The sequence below is a fragment of the Tahibacter amnicola genome (assembly GCF_025398735.1).
Lineage (GTDB): Bacteria > Pseudomonadota > Gammaproteobacteria > Xanthomonadales > Rhodanobacteraceae > Tahibacter > Tahibacter amnicola.
In genome coordinates this window covers 3,676,126-3,702,536 of the sequence record NZ_CP104694.1, presented here as the reverse complement: position 1 = coordinate 3,702,536, position 26,411 = coordinate 3,676,126, and the positions used below count along the sequence as shown (strand labels likewise).

The 26,411-nt window shown below is 63.9% G+C and carries 10 protein-coding genes; all 10 read right to left on the bottom strand.

What is annotated here, in order from left to right; translation table 11 throughout:
• Positions 1 to 83: 83 nt before the first annotated feature.
• Positions 84 to 3,827: a beta-ketoacyl synthase N-terminal-like domain-containing protein gene (locus N4264_RS14710; protein WP_261692997.1), complete on the bottom strand. Its 3,744-nt coding sequence runs from the start codon at positions 3,825 to 3,827 to the stop codon at positions 84 to 86.
• The gene (locus tag N4264_RS14705; RefSeq protein WP_261692996.1) at positions 3,824 to 5,512 is read right to left on the bottom strand and encodes an aminotransferase class III-fold pyridoxal phosphate-dependent enzyme; all 1,689 of its coding nucleotides are present in this window, start codon (positions 5,510 to 5,512) and stop codon (positions 3,824 to 3,826) included. The genes N4264_RS14710 and N4264_RS14705 overlap by 4 nt, the downstream gene beginning before the upstream one ends.
• A 22-nt stretch (positions 5,513 to 5,534) precedes the next feature.
• Positions 5,535 to 7,268, bottom strand: coding sequence for a hypothetical protein (locus N4264_RS14700; protein WP_261692995.1), 1,734 nt, complete (start codon positions 7,266 to 7,268; stop codon positions 5,535 to 5,537).
• Positions 7,265 to 11,485, bottom strand: a complete 4,221-nt coding sequence (locus N4264_RS14695; protein WP_261692994.1) for a type I polyketide synthase — start codon at positions 11,483 to 11,485, stop codon at positions 7,265 to 7,267. Before N4264_RS14695 ends, N4264_RS14700 begins: the two co-directional genes overlap by 4 nt.
• An 86-nt stretch (positions 11,486 to 11,571) precedes the next feature.
• Positions 11,572 to 11,817, bottom strand: a complete 246-nt coding sequence (locus N4264_RS14690; RefSeq protein WP_261692993.1) for a hypothetical protein — start codon at positions 11,815 to 11,817, stop codon at positions 11,572 to 11,574.
• 50 nt (positions 11,818 to 11,867) lie between these two features.
• Complete coding sequence (locus tag N4264_RS14685) at positions 11,868 to 12,602, bottom strand: SDR family NAD(P)-dependent oxidoreductase (protein WP_261692992.1); 735 nt, start codon at positions 12,600 to 12,602, stop codon at positions 11,868 to 11,870.
• A complete protein-coding gene (locus N4264_RS14680; protein WP_261692991.1) occupies positions 12,592 to 14,001 on the bottom strand; it encodes a class I adenylate-forming enzyme family protein in 1,410 nt (469 codons plus the stop codon). Before N4264_RS14680 ends, N4264_RS14685 begins: the two co-directional genes overlap by 11 nt.
• 241 nt (positions 14,002 to 14,242) lie before the next feature.
• Positions 14,243 to 24,799: an SDR family NAD(P)-dependent oxidoreductase gene (locus N4264_RS14675; protein WP_261692990.1), complete on the bottom strand. Its 10,557-nt coding sequence runs from the start codon at positions 24,797 to 24,799 to the stop codon at positions 14,243 to 14,245.
• Between the two features lie 201 nt (positions 24,800 to 25,000).
• A complete protein-coding gene (locus N4264_RS14670) occupies positions 25,001 to 25,993 on the bottom strand; it encodes an NAD(P)-dependent alcohol dehydrogenase (protein ID WP_261692989.1) in 993 nt (330 codons plus the stop codon).
• Complete coding sequence (locus tag N4264_RS14665) at positions 25,990 to 26,397, bottom strand: PaaI family thioesterase (RefSeq protein WP_261692988.1); 408 nt, start codon at positions 26,395 to 26,397, stop codon at positions 25,990 to 25,992. The genes N4264_RS14670 and N4264_RS14665 overlap by 4 nt, the downstream gene beginning before the upstream one ends.
• Positions 26,398 to 26,411: the final 14 nt, after the last annotated feature.

Here is a 26,411-nt window from a genome sequence, read left to right as displayed (position 1 = left end):
TGCAAAGGCAGGCTGGTGTTGGATTCGACGCGGCAAAGCGTTTCGGGCCCGGCCCGTGCCGCCGGTCACGAGAGGCCGGCGGTTCATTGGAAGATCCTCGCGATCACCGCACTGCCCTCCGCGCCGACGACGGACAAATGATCCGCGTCGACATCGATGCACACGGCAGGCTTGGCCAGGAACTTGTTCCACCCCAATGAGGGCGGAAGGTCGCCGTTGTTTCGTGTCGCACGGACGACCACCGTCTCGACGGATTTCGGCAGCTTCTTCGGACGATAGCTGCGGCAGGCGTTCTCGCTGGCGACCGAAAGCCGATAAGCGAGCATGAAGTGACTTTCGGACATCCAGATACTGTTGCGCCGGATGAGTGCGAAGAGATAGCCAGCGCGCTGGTCTTCGGGGACGGTGCGGAATTCGTCGGGATCCAGCGGACACTCGCCGCGGAACGCCGTGATCAGATTGCCGAAGACCTTGGCAATTTCATCCGTGAGAACGCGGCTGGTGGATGCCGGGCAACGGCCATCTACCAGCACCAGACGCTCGACCGAGATGTTCTTCTTCAGCAACTGGTGCGCCATCTCGAAAGCGACGACCGCGCCATTGGAATAGCCGAGCAGGCTCAACGCGCGGCAGTCCCGCAAGCCCGCAAGAGCGGCGACGTTGGCTTCGGCCATCGCCTGTATGGAATCGGGCGGTTCACGCTTGCCGTCCAGCCCGACGCCTTCCAACCCGAACATGGGACGGACGCCGGCCATCGCACGGCTCAAGGTCTGCAGTGAGAGGACGCTGCCGTCGGCACCCGGCACGGCAAAGACCGGCGTTCCCGAGGCATTGGTCTGCATCTTCACCAGAAGGTCATCGGCAACCGAGTCCCGGCTCACGAACCACGATTCGAGATCAGTTTTCGGCGCAGGCGTCTGCTGCGGCTTCGCGCGCGTAACAGGGGTGGACGCGGCGGCCTTGCCGAGGACGTGGATACTATCGATCCTGGTCCGATAGGTTTCGGCCAGATGGCGGCCGAGCAGCTCGATGCCCGGGAAGTCGAACACGACCTTCGGGGAGAGGTTCTCTCCGAGCAGGCTGATCACTTTCTGGATCAACGAGGCCATTCCGACCGAATCGAAACCGAGCTCGTGAAAGCTCAGGCGGGTATCCACCTCTGCGCGCGGCATGCGTAGCAATCCGGCGGTTTCCTGCGCGAGGAAGCGAATGATCTTGTCCTCTGCATCGAGCGTTTCCGCCTTTTCACCGTCAGCGAGCGCATCGACGAAGCGCCACTCGCGCACGACCTCGGGCGCACTACTGGCGCCGGAGTCGCTCGTTGTGTTCCGGGGTCTTGCTACGGTGGGAATTTCCACGTGCAGCGTATTCGTGTCGTCGAAATCCAGCCAGTAGCGGTTCTTGGCGAACGGGTACGGGGGAATGTCGACCACCTGGGGCAACGCCTGCGCGCTGCGGCGGCGAGTCATGACCACGTCGCGCCAATGGCGGTCCCAGGGCATGTCGATGCCGCCAACCCACAGCAGCGCGATATCCTTGAGCATGCCTTTGCGCAGGTTGTCGAGCAGCTTGTCCTCGCCGATCTGCGACTTGATCACGTCGAAGACACGCGCGTTGTCGCGCTCCTGCGGGCCACCGATGAAGATCGGACCATTGCCGTCCGCCGGCTTGTTGCTATCCAGAAGTTTCCCTGCACGCGCCAAGGCCTCGAGCAGCTCCTTGTGGCTGGCGGCTATGATCGCGAGACGATGCTCCATCGGCACGGTCGCCAGCTGCAGGGTGTAGGCCAGGTCTTCCAGTGCCGGCGCGGGCTCCTGCTTGCCCATGTGACTGGAGTAGAAAGCGAGGGATTCCTGCAGGGATTCGCGCGCAAGGGCCAGTGATTCCTGCAGGGATTCGCGCGTACGTCCCGAGAAGACGAATAGCTGCCGACCGCTGTGCTCCGTGCGCGTGACGCGATGGTCGGTGCGGTACTCCTCGAACAGCAGGTGCACGTTCACACCGCTGTCGGAGAAGGAATTGACGCCCGCACGGATCGGTTCGTCGCCGTGGCGCAGCGTGTCGAACGGCAGCGCACGGTCGGCGATGTACAGCGGATGCGCACTGGATTCGATGTCGATGAAGGTGTTGAGTGTCTTCTTGGTGATCGTCGCGGGGAACTGCTTGTGGTACAGCGACAGCGCGACCTTCATCGCGCTGGCTACGCCGCTGGCCGGCTCGGTATGGCCGATGTAGCCCTTGATGCTGCCGAGCGCACAATGTTTCTGGCCGGTGGCCGGCGCACCGAATGCGTTCTTGATGCCTTCGAACTCGAAGGAATCGCCCCACTTCGTGGCATACCCGTGGACTTCGATGTAATGGACCGAGTTCGGCGCGATGGTGTGCTTTTCGTAGCACTCGGCGATCAGCTGGGTGATGGCTTCGTGCTTGATCTCGGAGATGAAGCTGGCACGGCCGCGGTTGTTCTGGTGGCTGGCGACGACCTTGGCAAAGATGCGACGGTTGTCGCGCTCGGCATCGTCCAGCCGCGTGAGTACCAGCAGGCCGAGGCCTTCGCTGCGGGTGAAGCCGTTCGCGGCGTCGTCGAACACGCCACAGCTGCCGTCGGGCGATAGCAATCCGTAGCGCGCGATCGCCGCGTAGTCGCCTTCGAAGAGATTGAGCGACACGCCGCCGCAGATCGCCACGTCGCACTCGCCCTGCGCCAACGATTGACAGGCGCGGTGGATCGCCAGCGCGGACGAGGCGCAACTGGCGTTGACCACTTCGCTCGGTCCCTTGAAGTCGTACAGGAACGAGATGCGATTGGCGAGGTAGTAGATCGGGCTGGACGAGCTGAGCGGCGGAGCGTTGGGGACGTGGGGCAGATTGCGACGCAGGTGGTGCTCGTACTCGGCGTACGCATAACCGAGGAAGAGTCCCGTGCGCGTACCGCGCAGCTTGTCCGCGCGCAGGCCGGCGTGCTGCAGCGCGTGGTAGACCGCCTGCATCACCAGGCGTTCCTGCGGGTCGCACAGCCGGGCTTCGGCTTCGCTGAGGCCGAAGAAGGGGGCGTCGAACCGATCGACCTCATCGATCAGCGCGCCCCAGCGTGGCGCAGCATTTGCGTCGGTAGCGCCCCAGCGGTTTCGCTTCAGCGGCGCGATCAGCGAGCGCTGTTCGATCAGGTTATGCCACAGTGCTTCCGGGGTCTTGGCGTCCGCGAACGCGCAGGCCATGCCGACGACCGCGATCCCCGGGTTACCGGTTGGCAGCGCGACCGCCTGCACTTCGGGCGCCTCGGCGCTGCGCTCGTCGCTGGACAGACCGTAATAGTGCGAGAGTGCGTCGGCGTGGTGCTCCAGCAGATGATCGATCAGCGACTGCTTGGATGTGAAGCGCTCGCCGCGCAGGTCCAGTCCGTATTCGCCGCGGACGAAAGCCAGCATGCGCCCGAGGCTTCCGGCCGGTTGCCGCCGCACTTCCGGACGGCGGCGTGGGGCTGCTGCGCCCCCCACGACCGGCGCAGCTGACAGCGTGGTCACGGCGGTCGGCATGGCGGCGGTCGGCTGTGTCTTCAGCGCCGGCGCGGACAGCGTCTCGCGCGTCGCCCCGTCGATGATGCCGGCCAGCTCTCTGATCGAGTTCACCGCCGTCAGCTGCGCCGGCGTGACCGACGCCTTGAGCGTTTTGCTCAGGTTCGTCATCAGTTCGATCGCGATGATCGAGTCCATGCCGAACGAATCGAAGTCAGCGTCGACATCCAGCCGTTCGACCGGGATTTTCAGGGTGGACGCGACCGTTCTCACGATCGTGTCCAGCAGTGTCGGTTCCGCGACAGCGCTCATCTCACACTCCCGGATTCTTCTGCCAACGTGAGGTCGGCGGCGAGCAGCGCCCTGAGGCGCTCCATTTCGTTGCTTGGCGAGGCGTTGCCGGGCTGCGGCGGCGCGAGCGCAGTGGATTCAGGCAGCGCTGTCGCGTCCAGCCTCGGCTTCTCGTCGGCTTCGCGGAAGAATCCGCTGTGCTTGAGGGTCGACAGGCTCGCCTTCACGCCGGCGATCACCGCGTCGATGTCCTCGTCGGTGTGGGCCGTGGTCAGGAAGCAGTTGCCCTGGATAGTGGTCTCCACGCATTCCATGCGCAGCAGGATGAAGAACAGCGCTTCCGTCACGCTCCAGTCGCTGTCGAGAAAGCGGAAACGGAACAACGAACCGAATGTGTCGATGAACACCGGTAGGCGCTCTTTGCCAAAGAACGTGTTCAGCACGTCGGCCAGCCGCGATGTCTTCTCCTCGAGATCGCGCTGGAAGTCGTACGACGGAATCCCGTCGCCGCAGCGCTTCTTGATTTCTTCCAGGACGGCCAGAATCGCGGCGATCTCCAGCGAGTTCTGCGAATGGCTGCCGGCCATGTCGGCGCGCTTGGACTTCGGCAGGCTGTCGTCGTCGAACCGCCAGCTGCCGTCGTCGACGAGGTCCATGTATTTCGCGACGCCGGCAACGGCTCCGGACGGCAGCCCGCCGCCGGGGATCTTGCCGTACGTCGCCATATCCGCCTGGATGCCGAACAACCCCTGTGCACCCCGTGGACCGACGCGAAAACCGGTGATCGTCTCGTCGACGATCAGCGCGATGTCCTTCTCGATCGTCAACTGGCGAAGTGCCTTGAGGAATTCCACGGGCTTCTTGTACGGATGACGGGATTGCACCGGCTCCACCAACACGGTGGCGATCTCGCCGGCGCACTGCTCGATCGTGTCAAGCGACGCCATGTCGCCATACTCCAGCACGATGATCTGGTCGGCGAAGTCCTGCAGGATGTCCGCTGCGGTATCCGGGAGACCTTGATGGCTGTCGCCGAAAAGAACGATCGACCTGCGCCCGGTCGCCGCGCGTGCGATGCGTATAGCGAAGATCACCGCCTCCGTGCCCGAGTGCGTGAACAGTGCGCGTTCGTGGCCCGTCACCTCACAGAACATCGAGCAGGCCCGGAAGATCTTGTCGGAACAGCCCGCCAGCGGGGCGCCCTGGTCCAGGCTGTGCTTGAGCGCATCGACCAGGAACGGGGCGCGGTGCCCGAACAGGTTCGCGCCCCTGCCACCAGAGATGTCGATGTACCTGTTGCCGTCGACGTCGTGGATGTAGGCGCCTTCGGCCTTGGTGCAGGTGATCGGGAAGTGGAGCTTCTTCAGCTCCTTGGCCGGGTGGAAGGCGCGACGCTGGTCGACGAAATGGATCGCGTTTTCCAGGGCATTGGCCTTGGACTTCGGCACGAAGCGCTCGTACTTCTCGGCCAGAGCGGCGATCCAGGCGCGATGCTCGTCGGTGAGGTGGCGCTGGTCGAGCACCGCCAGGGGCCGCGCCGCACCCTTGCCGTCGTGCACCGGCGGGTTACCGCCCGCACGCCGGACGATCGCGAGCACCTGCCGCTGCGACTCCTTGTCCAGTGACTGGAACAGGCGCATGGCATCCTGCTTGTACATCTCTTTCGAGAGGATTCTTCTCGACACGTCTTCAACGGACATCTGCATGGCGTTATCCATCTCGCGGCCACTAGAATTGATATTGATATCGAATGACGAACTGCTTCTGGTCGCGATACGGCCAGGTTCCGCTGCGTTCATCCCGTTCCTGGGGAAAGAACAATTCGAAATAGACCGTGGAGTGGTCGTCGATCAGGTAGGAACTGAGAAACCTGTGCTGGAAGCGCGTGTACGGCTTGGAATAGATGGTGAGCCAGCTCAGGGTCAGGTCGTCGTTGAAGAAGCGGTTTCTCACCGACCCCACCAACGAGTATTCATCCCGCTCGCGTCCCACGATGTCGTTGCGCCAGTCGAGCAGACGGCTCAAGACGACTTCGGCGCTGTAGGTAAGTGCCCGGCCACCCGGTGAATAGTCGAAGCCGAAGCTCGAGTCGAACTGGTCGCTCTCGACGATCGACACGTCGCTGGCGCCAGCCGGACGCGCGAAGTACGCGCGTGGCTGCTTCAGCGCCACTTCCGCGCGCAGCAGCAGGTTGTCGATCGCGACATTGGCGGTGAGTCCGTACATGCGGAATCGCTGCTGGCGCACCAGGTAATCGTTGTCTATCAGCCGCGCCGCCATCAGGCTGATGTCGTTCTTGCCGAACGAGCGCTTCCACCGCGCTCCGAATTCGTAAGTGCCGGCGTTGTCCCAGTCATCGTCCGGCGCGTTCTTGTCGAAGGCACCGGGAATGTCGTACTCGGACCCGCGATCCGGATACTTGTTGTAGCCGGGCTTCGGCACGAAAAACGCGGTCCACTGGCCGGCGTCGCCGAAGTGGTCCGTGACGAGCATCGGCTGGCCGACCCGGGACTCCTCCAGCGGGATGAAGAAGAACTCCGCGCTGTTGCGGGGACTCACTTCGTCGGTGATCGCGCCGCCCTCCGAAACGCCCCACGGCAGGATCTGGTAGCCGATCCGGAAACTGGTATTGCCGAAGCTGTTCTGCAGGTAGGCTTCGCGCGTGACCAGTTCGCGAAAAAGATCCTCGTCCTTTGCCTTGGCGCGGTGATCGTTGCTCTGGTGCAGATTGAGCTTCGTATCCAGGCGCAGGTACAGATTGCTGGTCAACGGTTTGGAATATTCCACTCGGACAGACGACCGGTTGTTCACCACCCGCTTCGGCGAGGCGAACTTGTACGATGTTTCGTGCTTCAGACTGACGCGCAGAGGATCCAGCCAGGCGGAGAGCACGCCGTCTTCCGTTGCCGGTGCCGGTCCATCGGGCTCCTGACCCAGGGCCACCGGGCCATCCGCCGTGCGCTCGCCATCGGCGCGCGGTGCCGGCGCGTCCGGAATAGCGTTCCCGTCGTGGTCCACGTTCGAATCGATATCGATTTCGAGGTCATCAAGGTCGGCGGTTGCGTCGGTGCCCTGCCCCGGCAGCGATGCCGCGGGGGCCGTGTCACTGCTCGCGGCCGGTGCTGCCGGCGACGTCTCCGTAGGTGGATCGATAACGACGCCCTCGAGGAAATCGCTGCCCTGATCAGCCACGGGCTCTGGCGACTGCGCACAGGCACCGAAGGCCACCCCGAGGGCCAGCAGGGAAATCGCCACCGTCTTCATTGATCGCGTTTGCAGCGGCGTGGGGCAGCCTGGCACGTGTTCGAATTCGTCCTCGACCGCATACGGCGATTCCCTGTCTTCCAGGAGGCTGAAACGCGAGCCCTCGGCAACGGCGAGTAGCTGGCTGGCGTCGAACGCGGACGTGGCGTACCGGGAAGGCGATTCCACGTCCAGCGCGTTTGTGTGCGTTCGGTTCACGATGCGACCGCCGTTTCGCCGCCATGCCCGCTCGCTGTGTGGCGATCCGCGTAATAGCGGACCTCCTCCGACACCCACAGGTCGTCGAGCGCGCGTTGGGAGATCACCTTGATCAGCGCCAACTGATCCATGCCGGAGGCGACGAAGGCTTCCAGCGCCTGCATGCCTTCGTCCGGCTCGATCGATCCGATTCCCAGGCTTTCCATGCGTTTGCGATAGAACGCGTCAGTGACGACACCGACGCTGCCCCAATAGGCCCAGTTGACGACCTTGACCGGGTACGGATGACGTGCGCGCATGGCCTGCGCGAAGCTGTCCTTGAACGTGCAGCCGGCGCAGTAGTTCGACTGGCCGGCATCGCGGTGGAATGACGCTACCGACGAGAAGAACAGCACGAAATCGAGGTCCTGACCGGCGAAGGCGCGCTCAATGTTCACGCAGACGTCGACCTTGGCCGCGAGACTCTGGCGAAACACGGCCTCGTCCATCGCACGCACGGTCTGATCTTGCAGGACCAACGCCGAATGGACCACGCCGTCGATCCGCGGGAAGCGCTCGCGGATGGTCGCGACGGCTGTCGTCAGCGCCGCCGCGTCGGTGGCGTCCGCGGAGAAATAGTGCGGTCGTCTGCCCATGGCCGCGATCGCATCGAGCTTGGCTTCGATGGCGGCATCCAGTGGTCTACGGCCCACCCAGACCACCTGTGCGTCATAGTTCGCGACCATGTGCCGCGTCCATACCTCGCCTAGCCCGCCGGCGCCGCCAATCACGACATAGACGCCCTTGTGGCGGTAGGCCGCGTGCGGGAACGACTGCTGGCCGACATCGGCGAATTCCTGGCGGAACCATTCGTCGCAGCGGAACGCCAGGCCCCTGCCCCGCTCGTCCCAGGGCAAGGCGAGAATTTCGCGGGGATCGAGACTGCCGGTAGATTCAATGTCGAGCAGACGGAAGCGCCACAGCGGCAGCTCCTTGGCGACGCTGCCGATCATTCCGTGCACGCCGGCATGATGCGGCGACACCCGTTCGTCGTCGAAGACCTGCAGCGCGCGACGGGTGACGACCGTGAACGTGAGTTCGCGCTCGAACCAGTCCAACCGGCCCAGGGCCTTGAAGATGCGGAACAACGAAAGTACGCCCGCCTCCTGGCTGGGGACGATCGCGCCATCGTCGCCGACGTCTACGTCGGGGGCGAACCACAGCAGATGGTCGAACTGGCGAGCAGATAGCAGGCGCTCGATCTGTTCGACCGAGTCGCCGGCACAGATCGGCTGATGCTGCAGTTCAATCGGAGCCGCACGCAACCAGGCGAACAGCGCCTCGTCTCCGCCGAGCAGCAGGTGGCGTTCTCCCGGCGCCGGCGTCACGGTGTCGCGTCCGAAGCGGACCGGATTCCAGATCGGGACCAACGCGTGCAGGGCGGAACTGGTCGCCGGGGTCGCGCCCGCCCTGGCGAACGCCGGCGCTGCCGCGACGGCGCGCGTCAACGCAACGTTCGGCGCAGATGCGACCGTGCGCGAGACCAGGCCGCGGATGCGCACCCGCGGCAGGCCCTGGTTGTCGAACAGATCAATATCCAGCGACGGCATGCCCGCGACGGGCGCGCCCGGAGCGCGGCGAACCCAGGCCCACATTTCGTCAGTGGTGCCACCGTAGACGATCAGATCGTCGAAGGCGAACGGCATTACCGCAGTGCCGCCCTCGCCGTCCACGCCCGCGAGCAGGCAGACCGTGCACTGCATCGCCGCATCCATTATCGCCGGATGCAGGCCGAAGCGCGGGTCCGACGCGCCCGGCAACCGCAGGCGCGCGATCACCTCGTCGCCGTCGCTGCGCAGCTCGGTGATGCCCTGCATCGTCCGTCCATAACGCAAGCCCAGCGCCTCGAATCGCGCGTACAGTGCATTGCGATCGCAGTTCACGCCTTCGATGGCTTTGCCGACCATCGCGATATCCACCGGCTCGACGTCGATGGCCTTCGCACTGCAGCGAACCGTTCCGCGGGCGTGGGGTGTTTCGCCACCACTTTCGGAAAGGATGTCGTATTCAAGCCAGTGTCCGCCCTCCTCGTCTTCGCCGTAGTCGTGCAGCACTACCGTCAGCGCGAACGCATCGTCGACGACCACCGGTTGAATCCAGGCGTGATCCTTGAATTCAAGCGTTCGCGTGCGGTCGCCCGGCAGAGCCAGCGCCGCGGCGGCGCGCACCATTTCGACATAGGCCACGCCGGGAAGCACGCGTTGTTCGAGCACGACATGGTCGTGCAGGAAGAATTCCTCACCGTTGAATTCCGAGGCGAAGATCAGACCCGAAACATCGGACACGTTGGCGTGCAGCAAGGGATGCAAGATCGACGGTTTCGCCGCTGCGACGGGTTCTGGTCGGGTGCCCGCGGGCCGCTCCGGTATCGCGAAGCGTCTTTTCTCGAAGGGATATGTCGGCAGGGCAATACGCCGCGCGCCTGATCCCGCATACAGCGCGTCAAGCGACAGCTTCGCCCCGCGGCAGTACAGGTCCGCCAGCGCGAGCAGCTTGCCGTGCACTTCTTCCGCCGGCAAACCACCGAGAACCTGCTGCACGAGAAAGCTCGCGAACTCGTCGAGCCCCGGCATCGCATTGCCGGAATGATCAAGGTCGATGCCCACAAAGCAATCCGGCGCGCGCCGATGCCGGTTCAGGCGCCCGAGCTTGGCAATCAGGTCACCGACATCGCTCACCACCAGCACGCAGCGATTCGCAAACAGACTGCGACCCGTGGCAAGCGTAAAGGCGATATCGTCCAGGTGTTCGCCCCGGCCGGCTTCGAGCCAGGCGACCAGATCGGCGACCTTGCGCCAAAGCGCGGCCTCGGTCTTTGCCGACAACACCACGATGCGCGGCACTGCCGCCACGCGCGGCGGCAACGGCCGCTGCGGCGGTTCTTCCAGCACCATGAAGGCATTGGTGCCGCCGATGCCGAGACAGTTAATCGCGGCACGTCGCGGCGTGTCGGCTTGCGGCCATTCGATCGAAGCGGTGTTGACGTGGAACGGGCTGTTCTCGAAATCGATCTTGGGATTGGGTGTGGTGTAGTTGACGCACGGAGGAATGCGCTGGAATTTCAGCGCCATCGCGACCTTCATCAGACTCGCCATGCCGGCTGCGATATCCAGATGGCCGATGTTGTTCTTGACCGATCCGATCGCGCAGAACTGGCGGCGCTCGGTCTGGCTGCGAAACAACCGGCTCAGCGCAAGGATCTCGATCGGGTCGCCCATCGCCGTACCCGTGCCATGCGCCTCGACATAGCCGATGCTGTCGGCAGACACGCCGGCGCTGTCCAGCGCGGCACGCATGCAATCGAGCTGACCATCGACCTTGGTGGCCATGAAGCTCATTTTCTGGCCACCGTCGTTGTTGATGGCCGATCCCTTGATCACGGCATGAATGCAATCGCCGTCGGCCAGCGCCTGCTGCAGGGACTTGAGCAGGACCACGCCGACACCGCTGCCGAATACAACACCTCGCGCGCCCGCATCGAAGGCCCGGACCTGCCCGTCAGCGGAAAAGATGTTGCCGCTCTCGTACAGATAACCCGCCACGTGCGGCGTGCGCACGCTGACCGCACCGGCCAAGGCCATTTCACACTCGCCGGTACGGATGCTCTGGCAGGCCATGTGCACTGCAACCAGCGAGGTCGAGCATGCGGTCTGCACCGCGACGCTCGGGCCGCGAAGATTCAGTTTGTAGGACAAGCGCGTCGGAACGAAATCCTTGTCATTGCCGAGATGCCAACTGCCTCCGGTCTTGCCGACCACATCGGCGTAGTGTTCCGTGCACGACAGCAGATGGCTGGAAACGACGCCACCGGAGCCGGCAAATACACCGACCCGGCCAGGGTGGGTGTCGGGCGCATAGCCAGCATCCTCCAGCGCCGACCACGCGCATTCGAGCAACAACCGATGCTGGGGATCCATGATTTCCGCATCGCGCGGCGGAACCATGAAAAACTCCGCGTCGAAGCAGTCGTGATCGGCGAGCAGCGGCGCCACCTTCACATAATTCGGATCGGCCAGTGTCTTGGCCGATACCCCATGGGCCAACAGGTCTTCGGCAGAAAGTGCCGTGATACCGGAGCGGCCGGCGCACAGATTTGCCCAGAAGTCATGCGTCGAGGTCGAGCCGGGAAATCTCCCGGCCATTCCAATGATTGCAATGTCGCTGCGATGCTTTTCCATTCCGCAACCTGTTGCCATGGATACCACGTAGCCAACCATGCAATATGGCGGGCACGAAATTGTCTACTTCCAAGAATGCGACTTTATCAGCGCTCGTAGGCGGCACAAAGGTCATCGACCGTGCGCAGGCTGGTTATCGGTACCTCGCCGCTGGCGAAAGGGTCAAAGGAAAACTCGATTTCCAGCATCGCCAGGATGCGGGCGATCTGCAGCGAGCGGAATCCGAGGTTGTCGATCAGTGCGCTGGAATCGCTGATGGTGCCAAGTTGTACACCCTCGTCCTCGGCAACGCGGCGGAGGATGTCGTAGATGATCTTCTTGTGTTCGCTCATGGTGTTCCTCAACTCGGGTTGAACAGGAGGACCAGCGACAGGACTGGTCGTTAGCACGAGAAGCCGCCATCGACCGCCAGGGTCTGGCCGGTGATGGCGCGCGTTGACAGCAGGAAGCGGGCGGTGTCTACGATGTCCTGAGTGGTGCACATCGCACGCATCGGTGTTCGGCGAATGATGCGGGCACGCTGAGCATCGGTCAGGTGACCGACCATCTCGCTTTCGAAAAACCCGGGGGCGATCGCATTGACGGTGATCCCCTGTGGCCCGACTTCGCTTGCGAGGCTGCGCGTGAGTCCCAGCAGTGCCGCCTTGGTCGCGCTGTAGACGGCCAGGCCCTTGTGGCCGCGCAGGGCGTTGACCGAAGAGATGTTGATGATGCTTCCGCGGCGCTCCGCGAGCATGCCCTTGAGGCACGTACGCGCCAGCACGATCGCCGACTCCAGATTCAGGGTCAGCGCCAGATGAATGTCACGCTCCGACGTCATCGTCAGCAGGCCTTCCAGGCCGACGCCGGCATTGTTTATCAAGGCATCAATCCGCTTGTAGCGGCGCAAGACGTTCATGCCGAAGGTCCTGACGCCATCGAGGTCGGTACCGTCGATCGCCTCCCAATGGAACCGCGCGCCCTCGGGATCTGCGCTACGCAGCTGGTCGATAAAGCTGTTGCTGGAACGGCTGAACGTGGCAACGATGTCGCCCGCGTCGAGTCGGTCTTGCACCAATGCCTGCCCCAGACCGCGGCTTCCGCCGCTGATGATGACCACTCGCTTGTCAGTCCGCACTGGCCAGCTCCCTTTCGGCATTGATGACAACGTTCTGCGCTGGGCGCGCCGGGCGACGGATCTTCTTGAAGCGTGCGCCAAACATCGGGTCTTCGCTGACCGCTACCCCGACTGGCACCTTGAACGGCGGCAGATGCTCCCGGCAATGTGCGCGCACGCGCCGCTCCACCTGTGCCGTCGGCTCTGGCACGATCAGTTGTACCGTCGCGAAAACCAGGTGACCGGTCAGTGCGCTTGTCTTGCCACTGACAACGACGTCACTGATGTTCTCCACTTGGAGGATCAGGTTCTCGATCTCGCTCGGATAGACCTTCTCACCGCCGACATTGATGATCTCCGACTCGCGTCCGAGGATGCGCAGGTACCCGTCGCGCTCCTCGACCTTGTCGCCGGTGTTGAGCCATCCGTCCTGATCAAAGGGAGATGGCGCATTGAGATAGCCGATCATCGCAGCGTCAGTCCGGATCCAGAGGATCCCGTCGACGATTCGGGTCTCGTGGTGCTGGCCACCGACCTTCATCCACGTCGAGCTCGCGTCTTCCGAACGCGTCGGCAATATGCCGACCTCGGTGAGGCCATAAGTCTGTTTGCAGCGCACACCAGGCAGGGCCTGGTTCAATGCCTTGAGCGTCGCCAGCGACATCGGCTCGGTGCCGTAGGTGATCAGCTCCAGCGACGACAGGTCATAGCCCTTCCGCCGATCCGAAATGAGGAGCATGTTGAGGAAGGTCGGCGTTGTCGGCAGTAACTGAACGCGTTGCGACTGGATTGCATGACACACTGCGGCGACTGAACGATCCGCGACAAAAACGGCGGTGCCGCCGTTGAACAGCACATGCAGCAGGGTGTTGACGCCACCGATGTGGTCGAACATCAGGAAAATCAGGGTGCGGTAGGCGGCCCCGGGCTTCTGCAAGACATGCCCGATCAGGCGTGAGAAGCGATGTACCGAGGCCTTGTTCTTGCCGGTCGAACCGGAAGTGAACAGGATCAGCCCGGCTTCCTTGGGTTCGCGGCGCAGGCCATCGAGCAGCGGGTGACTCCGGCCATAGCCGCAGTGTGTGTACCGACCGCCTCCGTCATTGGAAAACTCGAAAACGCCATCGACACAGGCCGTCGCCAGCGCGTCTTCGACTTCAAAATCGCTGGCGGAAAGGAAAGGCACCACGATGTTCGCGTTTTCGACCAGTGCGAACAGCAGCCCGATCATATCTCCCGAGACCTTCCCCCGTAGCGCAATGCATGCGCCCGGGGCGATGCCCGTCACCTGGAGTTCTTTCCGCCAGTGACAGATCTTCGCGTGCAACTGAGCATAGTCGAGCGTCACGCCGTCGCAGACAATGGCTGCGCGCCCGGCGTGATCGGCCCAGCCCTCAATGAGTGTGGCCAGATTCTGCATTCACCGCTCCGTGTTGAAAGACCCGCCATGCGGGGGATTGGCCGAGTGGCCGTCACCGTGGTTTCAAGCCGAAAAGCAGTTGGATAACTGCGTTTTCGACCCGGGTTTCGCAGGCGCCTACTGCCCGCGCAATCATCGTGTCGAACGCCTTGCCCCATGAGGGTCGATTCCTGCGCGCCGCGGTTTCGGGCGTGGCCAGGCGTATCGCGCCCAGTCCTGGGTGGCAAACATGTGGCATCCATCAGTTCGCGCCCTCTTCGTAGAGCGCGTCCAGCGCGTCCTCGAATTCGAGGCTCGCGATCCGCTGCGGCGCGTGGTCGGACGCCGGAGTGGGCGCGTACAGCGAATCGAGAACCGCGGCGAACTCCTCCTCGTGCACGCGTTCGGCGTCCTGCGTCACGGGGTAGCCGATCGTCAGTCCCTTGATCTTGATGAGCACGCGCCCTTCGGCATCGACGACGTCGATGTCGATCACGGCAGTGCCGTCGGGGCGGCCACCGCCGCGGGCCGAACGAACCCAGATCGCGCCTTCACGGGCACCGACCGCGGCGAACGCGATGCGCTCCAGTGCGAGCAACGTGGCTTCCGTCGGCGGAACACCGCCGCCGGCCAGATGGTCGAGGCTGGCCAGGTGCGCGAGCGACAGCAAGGCAAAGGTGTCCAGCGCATCGATTGCGCCGTCCGGCTCCGGCGGCAAGCGAAACTCGAGCAACAGCTGGCGCTCGCCGCGAAGACAGGCGACAACACCATCCGGCAGGCGATCGCGGGCAATGCCTGCATCGACGAAGGCGCGATAGAAGTCCGCGGCGTCGTGGACTTCGCCACGGAACAGCGTGCGCAGTCGGGACACATCGATGCGATCCGGATCGTCGCTCGCCGCGTAGGTGCCGGCGCCTTCGCACAGCACCGACTCGCCGTCAGCGCCTGCGGTCCTCACGTCGAAGTCGAAGCTGCTGTCTCCCGTCGCGTAGAGATCCGCTGAGACGGTGCCGCCGGATGTGGTGACGGGCTCCACTTCCGCCCACGCCAGAGAACGCAACTCGATGCCTGCCTTGTGCCCACGGTCGCCAAGGGACTCCTGCACTGCCAGCCGTACCATCTCGACCGGCAGCAGTTCCGGCAGCCCGGCCTGCGGCCGCACGCACACGCCGCGTAGCGCCTTTTCCAGGCCATCCGCATCGGAAGCGAAGGACTGCCTGCCGAATACCGAAACATTGCGATGGAGCAGCGGATGCAGGGCGACCTGCGTGCCCGACTGCGCCTTCTGCGCCTCGGGATTGATACTGAACCAGTAGCGTTCCCGCGCGAAGGCGTAGGTCGGCAGCGCGCAGCGGCGCATCGTGAATCCCGCGTACAGGGCGGTCCACGCCGGCTCCTGCCCCTTCAGCCAGATGTCCAGCAGTGCGGCAAGATCGCGCTCGCGCAGATGCTGCGCGATGACGTCTGCGGCGATCGTGCCGATGTCCGACTTGCGGCGGACGCTGGCCTGCCTGACGCCCGAGCCTTCGGTATCGCCCCGCACGAAGCGCTGCAGGCGCTCGATGAGGTCCTGCACGGAATCCACGACCAGCCCCATGCGCTCGGGCATCGGGTCGCGGCCCACCTGCAGGGTGTAGGCGATATCGGCAAGCGTATCCGCGTCCGGCCTGGCAACGAGATGCGCGAGCAGGCGCTCGGCGTTCGCGCGCAGGCGGTCGACGGTCTTGGCGGACAGCACGATCAGACAGGGACCAGTCGGCCGCGCGGCAGAGACGGTCGGCGGCTCGATGTATTCCTCGAGCACGACGTGCACATTGGCGCCCCCGAAACCGAACGAGCTGATGCCGGCACGGCGTGGAAACGCTCGCCCCTGTTCGTCAACTGCCGGCTCCCAGTCCCTGGTCTTCTCCACCGGGTAGAAGGGCGTGTTGTCGAGACTGATGTAGGGGTTGAGCTTTTCGAAATGGAGCAGCGCGGGGATCTGCTTGTGCTTGATGGACAGCAACACCTTCAGGATGCCGGCGATGCCGGCTGCGGTTTCCAGATGGCCAATATTGGTCTTGGCGGAGGTGAGCCCGATGTGCGGCTTCACGGCCGGCGGGAGTTGATGCTTGCGGTACAGCTCCGAGAACGCCTTCTTCATGGCCTGGATCTCGATCGGGTCACCCAGGCTTGTACCGGTGCCGTGGCATTCGAGATACCCGACACTGCGTGGATCGATCTCGGCTTTTTCGTAGGCCTCGACCAGCAGGTCGGCCTGCGCGTTCGGGTTTGGCGCGGTGAGCATCGTCACCTTGCCGCCGTGATTCTCGGCAGTGGATTTGACGACGGCGTAAATGTGGTCGCCATCGGCAATGGCGTTCTCCAGCGGCTTGATCAGGATCGCGCCGGAACCCTCGCCGCGGACGTAGCCGTTTGCGCGCGAGTCGAAGGTCTTGCACTTGCCGTCGTCGGCCAGCATGCCGGCCGCGCCGAAGGAGATGTGGCCCGCGGGGGTGAGCATGACCTGCACGCCGCCCACGATCGCCATGTCGCAACTGCCGGTGTGGATCGATTCGATCGCGCGGTGCAGGGCCACCAGCGAACTCGAACACGCGGTGTCCAGCGGCGCGCTGGGTCCGTGAAGATTGAGCAGGAAGGACACGCGGTTGACCAGAATGGCGTGCGAAGTGCCCGAGGCGGAGTAGCCATCGAGTTCCGCCTGGTTTGTCGCCATCAGGTCGATGTAATCGCGCGTCGCCGCGCCGACGAATAGACCGGTCTTGGTGCCCGCCAGATCGGAGACGCGATGGCCGGAATCCTCGATCGCACCCCAGACGCTCTCCAGGAAGATCCTCTGCTGCGGATCCATCATTTCCGCTTCCCGCGGCGAGATGCCCCAGAACAGCGGGTCGAACTTGTCGACCTCGCGCATGAAGCCGCCCCACTTCGACAGCGTCTTGTTCTTCTCCGCCAACGGATTGCCGTAATACGCCTTCCAGTCCCAGCGGTCCGACGGAACGAGCGTGACCATGTTGTTCTCGGACTTGCTCAGCTTGTCCCAGTATTCGTCCAGCGTGTCCGCCTGCGGCATCACGCCGCTCATCCCGACGATAGCGATCGGCCGCTCGATGAAGCGTCGTCCCGGCGAGAAGCGGCCCGTGCCCGCAGGCGCCACCGCATCTGGCACCACGAAGAGGTTCTTGGACGCAAATACCGGCTGATCCGAAACCACCGGGGCCGCACCGGCCGATCCGGCGTTGACAGTTGATGACGGCGTGCCCGCCTGCGCATGCACGCGAAGCATGGCCTCGCGGTGATCCTGGGCGAGATGTTTGGCGATCTCGCGGATGTTCGGATACTCGAAAAACAGGACCGGCGTGATGTCCAGGCCGTACTTGTCATTCACGATGTTGCTGAACGAGGTGAGCCCGATCGAATCGAAGCCCAGGTCCAGAAGGATCGTGTCGAGATCGACATCGTCGGCATCGATCTTGAGGAAATCCATGACGATCTGCGACAGCGCGCCCTGGACCTGGAGCGACAGGTCGCCGTCCTCTCCGGCCGTCGCTGCCGGAGCAGTCGTAGAAACCGCCTCGGCAGCCTTGGGCGCATCGTTTCCACCGATGCCCCAGGCGCGCTCGACCTTGTCCTTCACACCCTGCAGCACCGCCAGATGCGGCAGATCACTGTGCAGGCCCAGCATCAAAGCCTGGATGCCGACCTCGCGCTGCAGCGGCCGGATACCGAGATTGCGCTCGAAGAACAGCGCGGTCTGCTCGTCCAGCCGCATGCCACCCTCGGCCCAGATCGACCAGTTGAGGCTGAGCGCTTTGCCGTTCCGCTCTCCGGCGCGCGCCCGCGCATTGCGCTGCGCGGCGAACGCATCCATGAAATGGTTCGCAAACGAGTAGTCGCTCTGGCCCGCATTACCCGCCAGCGCAGCCAGCGACGAGAACATCACGAAGAAGTCCAGCGGCTCGTTGCGCGTCGCATCGTCCAACAGTACGGAGCCGCGGATCTTTGGCGCGAACACGGCGGCCATTTCGTCGCGCGTCTTGTTGCGCAGATACGCATCGCGCAGCACGCCAGCACTGTGGATGATGCCGTGCAGCCCGCCATAGCTGTCCTTGCACACGCGGACGAGTCTTTCGACATCCTCGCGCAGGGACACGTCGGCCGGTACGTACACCACTTCGGCGCCGGCAGCGCGCAGGGATTCGAGCGTCGCTTCGGTTTCCGGCCTGAGCGCACCGCGACCGCTCAGCACCATCCGCGCCTGGAACTGTTTCGCCAGGTACTCGGCGAAGATCAGGCCCAGGCCTCCCGCGCCGCCAGTGATGAGGTAGACGCCGCGATGCCGGATCGCGGCCGCGTCCCGCGTCGGAGCGGTGGGTTCAGGGCTCTCGTGAATACGACGCAGATAGCGCACGCCTTCGCAGTAGCGCACCGCGAGGGTCTTGGTGTCGTCGCGGAACTCCGCTGCGACCGCGGCCACCGACGCCTGGTCGAAGCCGGGTACGACGGCTGATTCGCCGTCCGGAGCCGTGCCGACGATTTCGACGACCTTGCAGGCGAGTTTCGGGCACTCCGCACGCAGGATCGTCGCGAAGCCCTGGATCGCCTCGTTGTGCGGCTGTGCGACGGGCGGCATGCTGAAGTACAGATACTGCAGGCGGACACTGGCCTCGCACTTCTGCGCGATGACCGCCTGGACCAGGTACAGGAAAGCGTACACGCCGCGATCGAGCGCCCGCATCGTGGCATCTTCGACCGCTAGACCGTCGGCGTCCGTGCCGGGCAGCGCCGACCATGCGAAACACACGTGCAGCGTGGCTTCGGACTGTTCGCGCAGCGCCGAAAGCAGTGTGTCGAAATCCTCGCGGTTGCCCGCATCGATGCGATAGCGATGCGCGTCGACGCGGGCGAAGCCGTCGCCGGGCAACACGGCGACCAGCGTGTCAGGATCACCTCCCGACGCAGCCACCGCGGCCCGGTAAGCGTCGTAACTGGCTTCATCGGGTACAAAGAGCACGGTGGCCTGCCGCGGCTGGACGGCGGCAGGGGCGGAGAGCGGCGATGGTTGCCAATCGGTACGGAAGTACAGGGTCGAAAACACGGCGCCGGCTTCGCCCGGCGATGCCGACCTGGACCCGGCGCTGTGGCCCGATTTCTCTTGACCTGGCTTCTCGTGCACGTCCAGCAGCGGCACGCCGACCGAATCGCGCACCTTGACCAGCACCTTGCCCTGCTCGTCGACGATGAGCACGTTCATCTTGGACACGTTGGACGACTTCCTCTCGTCCTTCGCCTCCGTCACGTAGCTGTAGCAGACCCGCGTGAGCGGGTGCAGGATCTCCACCTCGCCCAGCGAATACGGCACGAACATCTCGCCACCGGCGTCCGCGAGCCGCGCGGCCATCGCCGCCTGGAACGACGAATCGACCAGCGACGGATGCAGCACGAACTCATCGAAACGCGTGCCGTCCAGCGCTGGCATCTCCAGCGCCCCAAGCACTTCAAAGCCGACCTGGGGATTGCGGCGGACCTCGGTCAACGCCTGGAAGGTGGGGCCAAGGCCCAGGCCGAGATTCCTGAACAGCGGATAGGCGCGTTCGCCATCCATGACCTTTTCGCAACGTTCGCGGATCGCAGGCAGGTCGACGTATTCGTCTTCCACCGCGTTGTCTTGAGACGTGGCGTAAAGGAGCTTTCCCTGGCAATACAGCTGTTTTCTGCCGTCCTCGCGTTCGCTGAAGACCTCGAATGCGACGAAATCCCCAGCGGCTTTCAGTTCGATCAACACCGTGTTGGGCACCGCGTCCTGCACCGTCAGCGGACTGACCCAGAGGATGTTCCTGATCCGTCGAACCTTGCGCCCCGCGGCGATTTCGCCGGCCTTGCGCGCCAAATCGAGATAGGCCACGCCGGGAAGCGTCGGGATATTCGAGACCAGGTGGTCGTAGATGAAGAACTCGCTGTCGGTGAAGACCTTGCGGAACACCTGGCGCTCGAACGTGGATTCGTTGCTGTCGATCAGTGGATGCAGCCCGGCGACGTGCCCGGTCTTCATCGGGCCGATCACGCTGCCCTCCGCTGGTTCGAGCCAGTGGCGCTTGTCGGCGAACGGATACGTCGGCAGCGATATGCGCCTGCCCTGCCCGCCGGTCTGCATGCCTTGCCATTCGGAAACGAGGCCATCGCTCCACAACTGCGCCAGCTTTATCGGATCGCGCGATTTCGCGAGCAGATCGACGAACGCTTCCTTTTCCTTGCGGCTGAGCATCCTGGTGATGCCTTCCGCGTTCTTCACGTGGCCGTTGAGAATGTTCTCGTCGCGCGTGCCGGCCAGGAAGCACTGCAGCTTGTCGATCAGCCGCTCATGACTGTCGGCCACGATGGCGACCCGGTGATCGAAGGATTTGCGGCCGAGCTGCAGAGTAAAGGCGATATCGTCGAGGCTGGGCGCGGACGCAGGGTCGCGGTGCTTCTCGACAAAGGCTTTCAGCCGCGTCGCGACCTGGCGCAGTTGTTCCTCGTTGCGCGCGGAAAGCGGGAAGATCCGCGGGCCGGATTCCGTTGCCGCCCCCTCAGCCGGCGATTCCACCGCTTCCAGAATCACATGGGCATTTGAACCACCAGCGCCGAAAGAACTGATTCCCGCGCGCAGCGGCTGCAGCACGCCATTGATCGCTTTGGGATGCCAGGGCGCCAGCGTCTGCTGGACCACGAACGGCGAATGCGCGAAATCAATGAACTCGTTGAGCTGAGCTGAATGCAACGACGGCACTAGCATGCGGTGGCGCATCTGCAGAATCGTCTTGCAGACGCCCGCGATGCCCGCGGCGGCTTCCAGGTGCCCGATGTTGGTCTTGATCGAACCGATCGCGCAGCTCTGCAGCGCGACGTCGTCCTTCTCGAATGCCTGGTTCAGGCCGGCGATCTCAATCGGATCGCCCAGCTCGGTGCCGGTGCCGTGGGCCTCGATGTAGCCGATGCTCCGCGCATCCACCTTCGACTTTCTCAGCGCATCGGTGACCACGTCGCACTGCGCCTTCGAGTTCGGCACCGCGTAGCCGCTGTTGCGGCCGCCATGGCTGATCGCCGAGCCCTTGACCACCGCGTAGATGTTGTCGCGGTCGCGCCGCGCCTGCGACAGCGGCTTGAGCAGCAGCGCGCTGACGCCTTCGCCTGGCACGTAGCCGCTCGCGTCGCGGCCGAAGGCACGGCACAGGCCTTCTTTCGACAGCAGGCCGCCCGCGACGGTGATTTCCTGTTTGCACTGGTGCACGTCGAGGTTGACGCCGCCGACGAGCGCGGCCGCGCATTCGCCGCGGCGAATGGCGTCGCAAGCGAGATGGATTGCGGTCAGACTGGCCGAGCAGGCGGTATCCACCGCGATGCTGGGGCCGGTGAAATTCAAGAAGTACGACGCCCGGTTAGCGACGCTCCAGAGGAAGGAATTGGCGAGGACCTTGTTGCCAGCCAGGCGTTCTTCCGCGCCAACCATCTGGTACATCGCCCAGACCGCGCCCACGTACACGCCGATCCGGCGCGCCCCCATTTCCTCGCGCTGGAATGCCTCCGGATAGTACCCGGCGTCCTCCAGCGTTTCCCAAGCCACTTCCAGGAACAGGCGTTCCTGCGGATCCAGGGTTTCCGCTTCGCGCGGTGAAATGTTGAAGAACAGTGAGTCAAACTTGTCGACGTCGTCGATGAATCCGCCGCGGTAGCGGCCCAGCGCGTCGCGGTTGCGTCTGCGCTCATAGCGCGACTGCGGGATCTCGTCGATGCAGTCGCGGCCTCGGATCAGGTTATCCCAGAGTTCCTCGGCGTTGCGCGCCTTCGGCAGGCGTGCCGCCATGCCGATGATGGCGATGTCGATGTCGTCCACGCCTGTAGGCGCGTCCATGGACGCATCACCGGTCTGAATGTCCTGCTTCGCGCTTCCGCCCTCCTGCACGCCTTCGCTGGCGCGGCCAGAAACCGCCGCTGCAGCCTGCATCTGCGCCGGAGCGATACTGCGCGCTTCGTCCGCCTGCGCGACGGGTCGCGGCGACAGCAGCCGGTCCAGCGTCACCCTGGCGTTGAGATCGCCAGTGCCTTGGCCGGCGGCGAGATCAGGAATGTTGACGATGTCGGCGAAGGCATCGACGAGCAGATCGCCCACTCGCGTCACGTCCGCGGCCTTCAGGCCCACGGGAATAGCGAGCCTCACCAGCTGGTTGAGCGGACCCTTCTGCTGCATGCCGACGCTGTGCGCACCGGCGCGGATGCCCGTCGCCAGGTACAGCCACGCCGTGAACGACGCCACTGGCGCCGCCAGCTCGCGGAACGCTGGAATGCGCTTGACGTCGATCAACACGCAGTGCGCAGACGCCGGGCGCACGACCGGCAGCTGACGTTCCAGAAGACGCAGGCCGAGCGCTCGCACGGCTTCGACCCGGCGGCGGACCTGGGTCTCGATGAAGCCCCGGTTCTGCAGCGAAGCGGCGATGCACTTGCGCTCGGTGATGTCCAACGCCCGGCCACCGCGCTGCTGCAGCGCCTGCAGCCGGTCGTGCAGAGCCTCATCGTTGGTGGCAATCAGGCCGCCCTTGTTGACGCAGAAATCCTTGGCCAGACTGACGACGATCGCATCCGCCTGCGACAGCAGCGCCTCGGCGACCTGCCACAGCGACGCGTCGCGCTGCTCGGGATCGCGCTCGATCACCATCAGCGCGTTTTCCAGTACGCGCGTAGCGTCGAGCACCAGTGGAATCCGCCGCGTCTGCAGCAGCGTCTTCACCTGCCGCAGGTGCGCCAGCGACACCGCGCCGCCGCCCGCGGCGTTGTCCGCCAGTTCGATGCAGACGTAGCCGATCTCCGCCGCGCAGGTGTCAATCTCCAGACGCAGCGCGGACAGATCGACGTTACCCTTGAAGGGGGCGTCGGACTGCAGATCGAATACATCGGCAACAGGAATTTCTACCGGCGAGAACCCCTTGTCGATCTGATGGAAAATCGTGCTCGGGAACAGGATGTTCTGTGGCACCCGCCCCTTCTTCTCCCATGCCTGGCAGAAGAGGTCTTCGGCGGCACGCCCCGATTCGGCAAGCGTGAAGTGCTTGAACGGAAATACCCGGCGCAGGTTGGCGTTGACATCGATCGGCCGCTGGATCTGGGCGAACAGGGCCGCCATCTGTCTATCGATAGCGGCCAGGCTCAGTTGTGCCCAGGAGTCGGTCTTCAGATCGAAATCGACCTGCGCGGCAGGAATGTTCAGCGGATTGAACCCGGCTGCTTCCAGCGCCTTCCAACGCGCACTGGACGCGATGTCGACGGTGCCTGGCGTGGCGGCGGTCGAGACGGGCAAGGCGGGTGCCGCAGTCGCTTCGGCCGCCACTGGCGCGAGCGAAGCGTTGTCCACCGGCTCGTCGCCGTCCGCAACCGATGGGTCGGCGATCATCAGGATGATGTCGAGGATGTTGTCTGCCTTGCCCGCATCCACGGCACGGCACAGGAAAATGTCCTTGCTTTCGGGGCGGAACTTGTTCTTGAACTGCAGATTGCCCGCGTCGTTGAAGATGTTCTGGCGGCGCAGGTCCTCGAGGATATTTTCGATTGCCGGGTCTGCGTCGGGGGAATCGGCGAGTTTGCAGCCGTAGGTGCCGCCGAGGCTGAAAACGGTGCAGCCTTCGTCGCGCAGCGTCTGGATGATGTTGACGATCCCGAATTCCAGCCCGCCGAGCGGCATGTCCGGCCCGTAGAATTCGAGGTCCATCAGATAGCCGGTGCCAGCCGCCAGGGGCGATACCAGGATGGCGTTCTGCAGGACGTCGTCGATGTAGGTCAGGAACAGCCGGTGCTCGCGGTCCAGCGTGCCCGCGAGGATCTCGGCCTTGACGACGTGCACCAGCGGATTGACCATCGTGCGCGTCGCGCACCACTGGTCGATGATGACGGCGATCGCCTCGGCGGTCTTCGCATCGCTGCCGCAGACGTACTCTTCGGTACGACAAGCGCCGGCATTCGCGAACTTGGACACCAGATAGCGCAGACGCTTCATCTTCTGACCTTCCAGCGTGAAGGACGCCAGGTCGGTCACACGCTGCATCACGCCGAACGGCGTCGCCGAAAAGCGCTTTCCGCAAAGTTCAGGCAACCGGTCTTCGACGAACAGATTGAATTGCAGGCCGTGCGCGTCGCAGTACCGGTACAGCTGTTCCGCAAGCTGCGGGAAGTGCTCTGCCGGGCCGGTATAGCCGTAGGCCAGCAGGATGCCCTTGCCTTTGCCGCAGTTGAAGTAGCCGCGCTGCGCGTCGCCGAAGAACAGCAGTGGCGCGATCATCGCCGTGCCGCGCGACACCGAGGATTCGTTTTTGTATCGATTGAAGATCTCGGTCCGCCGCTGTTCGAGCGGCGGGTAGCGATGCAGATGCCTGGACGCGACCATCGCCGGCAGCCGCGATTCGTCCGTCGGGCCCGTTGTGACCCGGGCGGATGTGGCTTGCGCTGGAACGGCATGCACAGCGGTGGCTTCCGAGGGACACGCCTGCCCCTGCTGCGCAGGCGGGGACGGCAAGGCATCCGGGAATTTGCGCATCAGCACGTCCGTATGCGCCTTGACGAAATACCGGGCGAGATCGCGAATGTTGAAGTTCTCGAACAGGAGCGTCTTCGGCAACGTGCCGAAGTCGTGTTCGAGGCGCTTGAGTATCTTCAGGATCAGGAACGAGTTGACGCCAAGTTCGCCGAACGGCGTCTCCGCATCGAAGACCAGAGCCGCGTCTGCTGCTTCGCAGATCAGCGATTTCAGGTAGTACTCGGTGCGTTCATGCAGGGTATCGTGGTCCATCATTGGTCGGCATCCCCTGCGTTCGGTCCCCGGTGCCAAGTCTCCTGGGCGCGACGTCGAATCATAGCCATATGAAGAACGGTAAAACGCCCCAATAGCGAACATTCTTCTTGGGTTTCAGTATTCTTTTGAAAATCAATGCCTACGACGCGCCCTGGCTCGGCCGCGTCGCCGCGCCCGCCCGCGATGCCTCCCGGACACACGTCAGATTTCGACAACGATCTTTCCGCACGCATGACCCTTCTCCAGATAGCGGATGGCATCGGCAGCGTCCTCAAGCGGGTAACGCCGATCGATGACGGGGCGAAACGCCCTTTGCTCGACCAATCCGGCGAGCGTCGCCAGATCCTCGGCCGTGGAAGTTTTCGATACCAGAATCCAACGATGCTCCCGGTCCACGAGAGGCATCGCCAATACGTTCAGCGCAGAGCGCAGCGGACCGATCCAGCGGTTCGTGCCGGGCCCGCCCACCCAGACATATCGCCCTGCTGGCGCAAGTACGCGCCGGCAGCGACGCAGGCCTTGACTGCTGACCGTGTCGACAATCGCGTCGTAACGGGTGGAACCGGCGGTGAAATCGTGCTCGCTGTAAGCGATGACATGGTCGGCGCCGATCTCCTGCATCAGCGATCGCTTCGCTTCGCTGCACACCGCGGTGACTGTGGCGCCAAAATGCTTTGCAAGCTGCACGGCATGCACCCCTACCCCGCCGCCCGCGCCGTTGATCAGCACATGCTGCCCGGCAGTCACCTGGGCGCAGTCGCGTACGGCGTAGAGCGCGGTGCATCCCGCCAACGGGATTGTGGCGACTTCGGCGAAGCCGATGCCAGGCGGCTTCTTCACCGCGACCGCTGCGTCGACGCACAGGTATTGGGCGAGCGCGCGGGTACGCCCTGTGGAAAAGTCAGTGATCTGGCCGAAGACTTCGTCGCCGCTACGGAAGGTGGTGACATCATCGCCGACGGTGTCGACGACCCCGGCGAAATCCAGGCCGATGCCATTGTTTTTCGGTCGCCTCAGGCCGATCTGGAATCGCAGCATGTAAGGGCTTCCGCGCAGCAGGTAGAGATCTGCGGGGTTGACCGAAGCGGCGCGCATGCGGATGCGCAGCTCATTCGGGCGTGGTGCCGGCATCTCCACGTCCCTCACCTGCAGAACATCGGGCGACCCGTACTCGTAGTAGACGAGGCTCTTCATGCGCCCGTCCTGACATCGGTCTCGATCTTGACGATCGTGCCTTGGGCCACTGCAACCAGCATGGATTGCTGGCTGCGGATGACATAGACCTTGCATTCGCACACCGCCTGCCGCAATGCGGATGCAAGCACCGTGGACTTGGCGACCAGCAGGTCGCCGACGGTCGGCATGACGTAATTGATCTTGAACTCCGAAGTCACGCAGTTGCCAAGGACCGTCGCACCGGCAAATGTCAGGCAGTTGTCGGCCAGGTAACTGACGACGCCGCCATGCACGAAGCCATGACTCTGCTTCAAATCCTCCCGGATCCTCAGCGAAAGCTCGGCATATCCCTTGGACAGCTCGCACAGTTCAGTGCCCAGCAGCCGACTGAACGACTGCGAGACAAGTACCTGCTGGCCCATTTCGAAAGACCCGA

Bases quoted from the DNA above. Each gene is read 5' to 3' on its own strand.
- N4264_RS14710 (WP_261692997.1), bottom strand. From the start codon at position 3,827: ATGAGCGCTGTCGCGGAACCGACACTGCTGGACACGATCGTGAGAACG.
- N4264_RS14705 (WP_261692996.1), bottom strand. From the start codon at position 5,512: ATGCAGATGTCCGTTGAAGACGTGTCGAGAAGAATCCTCTCGAAAGAG.
- N4264_RS14695 (WP_261692994.1), bottom strand. From the start codon at position 11,485: ATGGAAAAGCATCGCAGCGACATTGCAATCATTGGAATGGCCGGGAGA.
- N4264_RS14690 (WP_261692993.1), bottom strand. From the start codon at position 11,817: ATGAGCGAACACAAGAAGATCATCTACGACATCCTCCGCCGCGTTGCC.
- N4264_RS14680 (WP_261692991.1), bottom strand. From the start codon at position 14,001: ATGCAGAATCTGGCCACACTCATTGAGGGCTGGGCCGATCACGCCGGG.
- N4264_RS14675 (WP_261692990.1), bottom strand. From the start codon at position 24,799: ATGATGGACCACGATACCCTGCATGAACGCACCGAGTACTACCTGAAA.
- N4264_RS14670 (WP_261692989.1), bottom strand. From the start codon at position 25,993: ATGAAGAGCCTCGTCTACTACGAGTACGGGTCGCCCGATGTTCTGCAG.
- N4264_RS14665 (WP_261692988.1), bottom strand. From the start codon at position 26,397: ATGGGCCAGCAGGTACTTGTCTCGCAGTCGTTCAGTCGGCTGCTGGGC.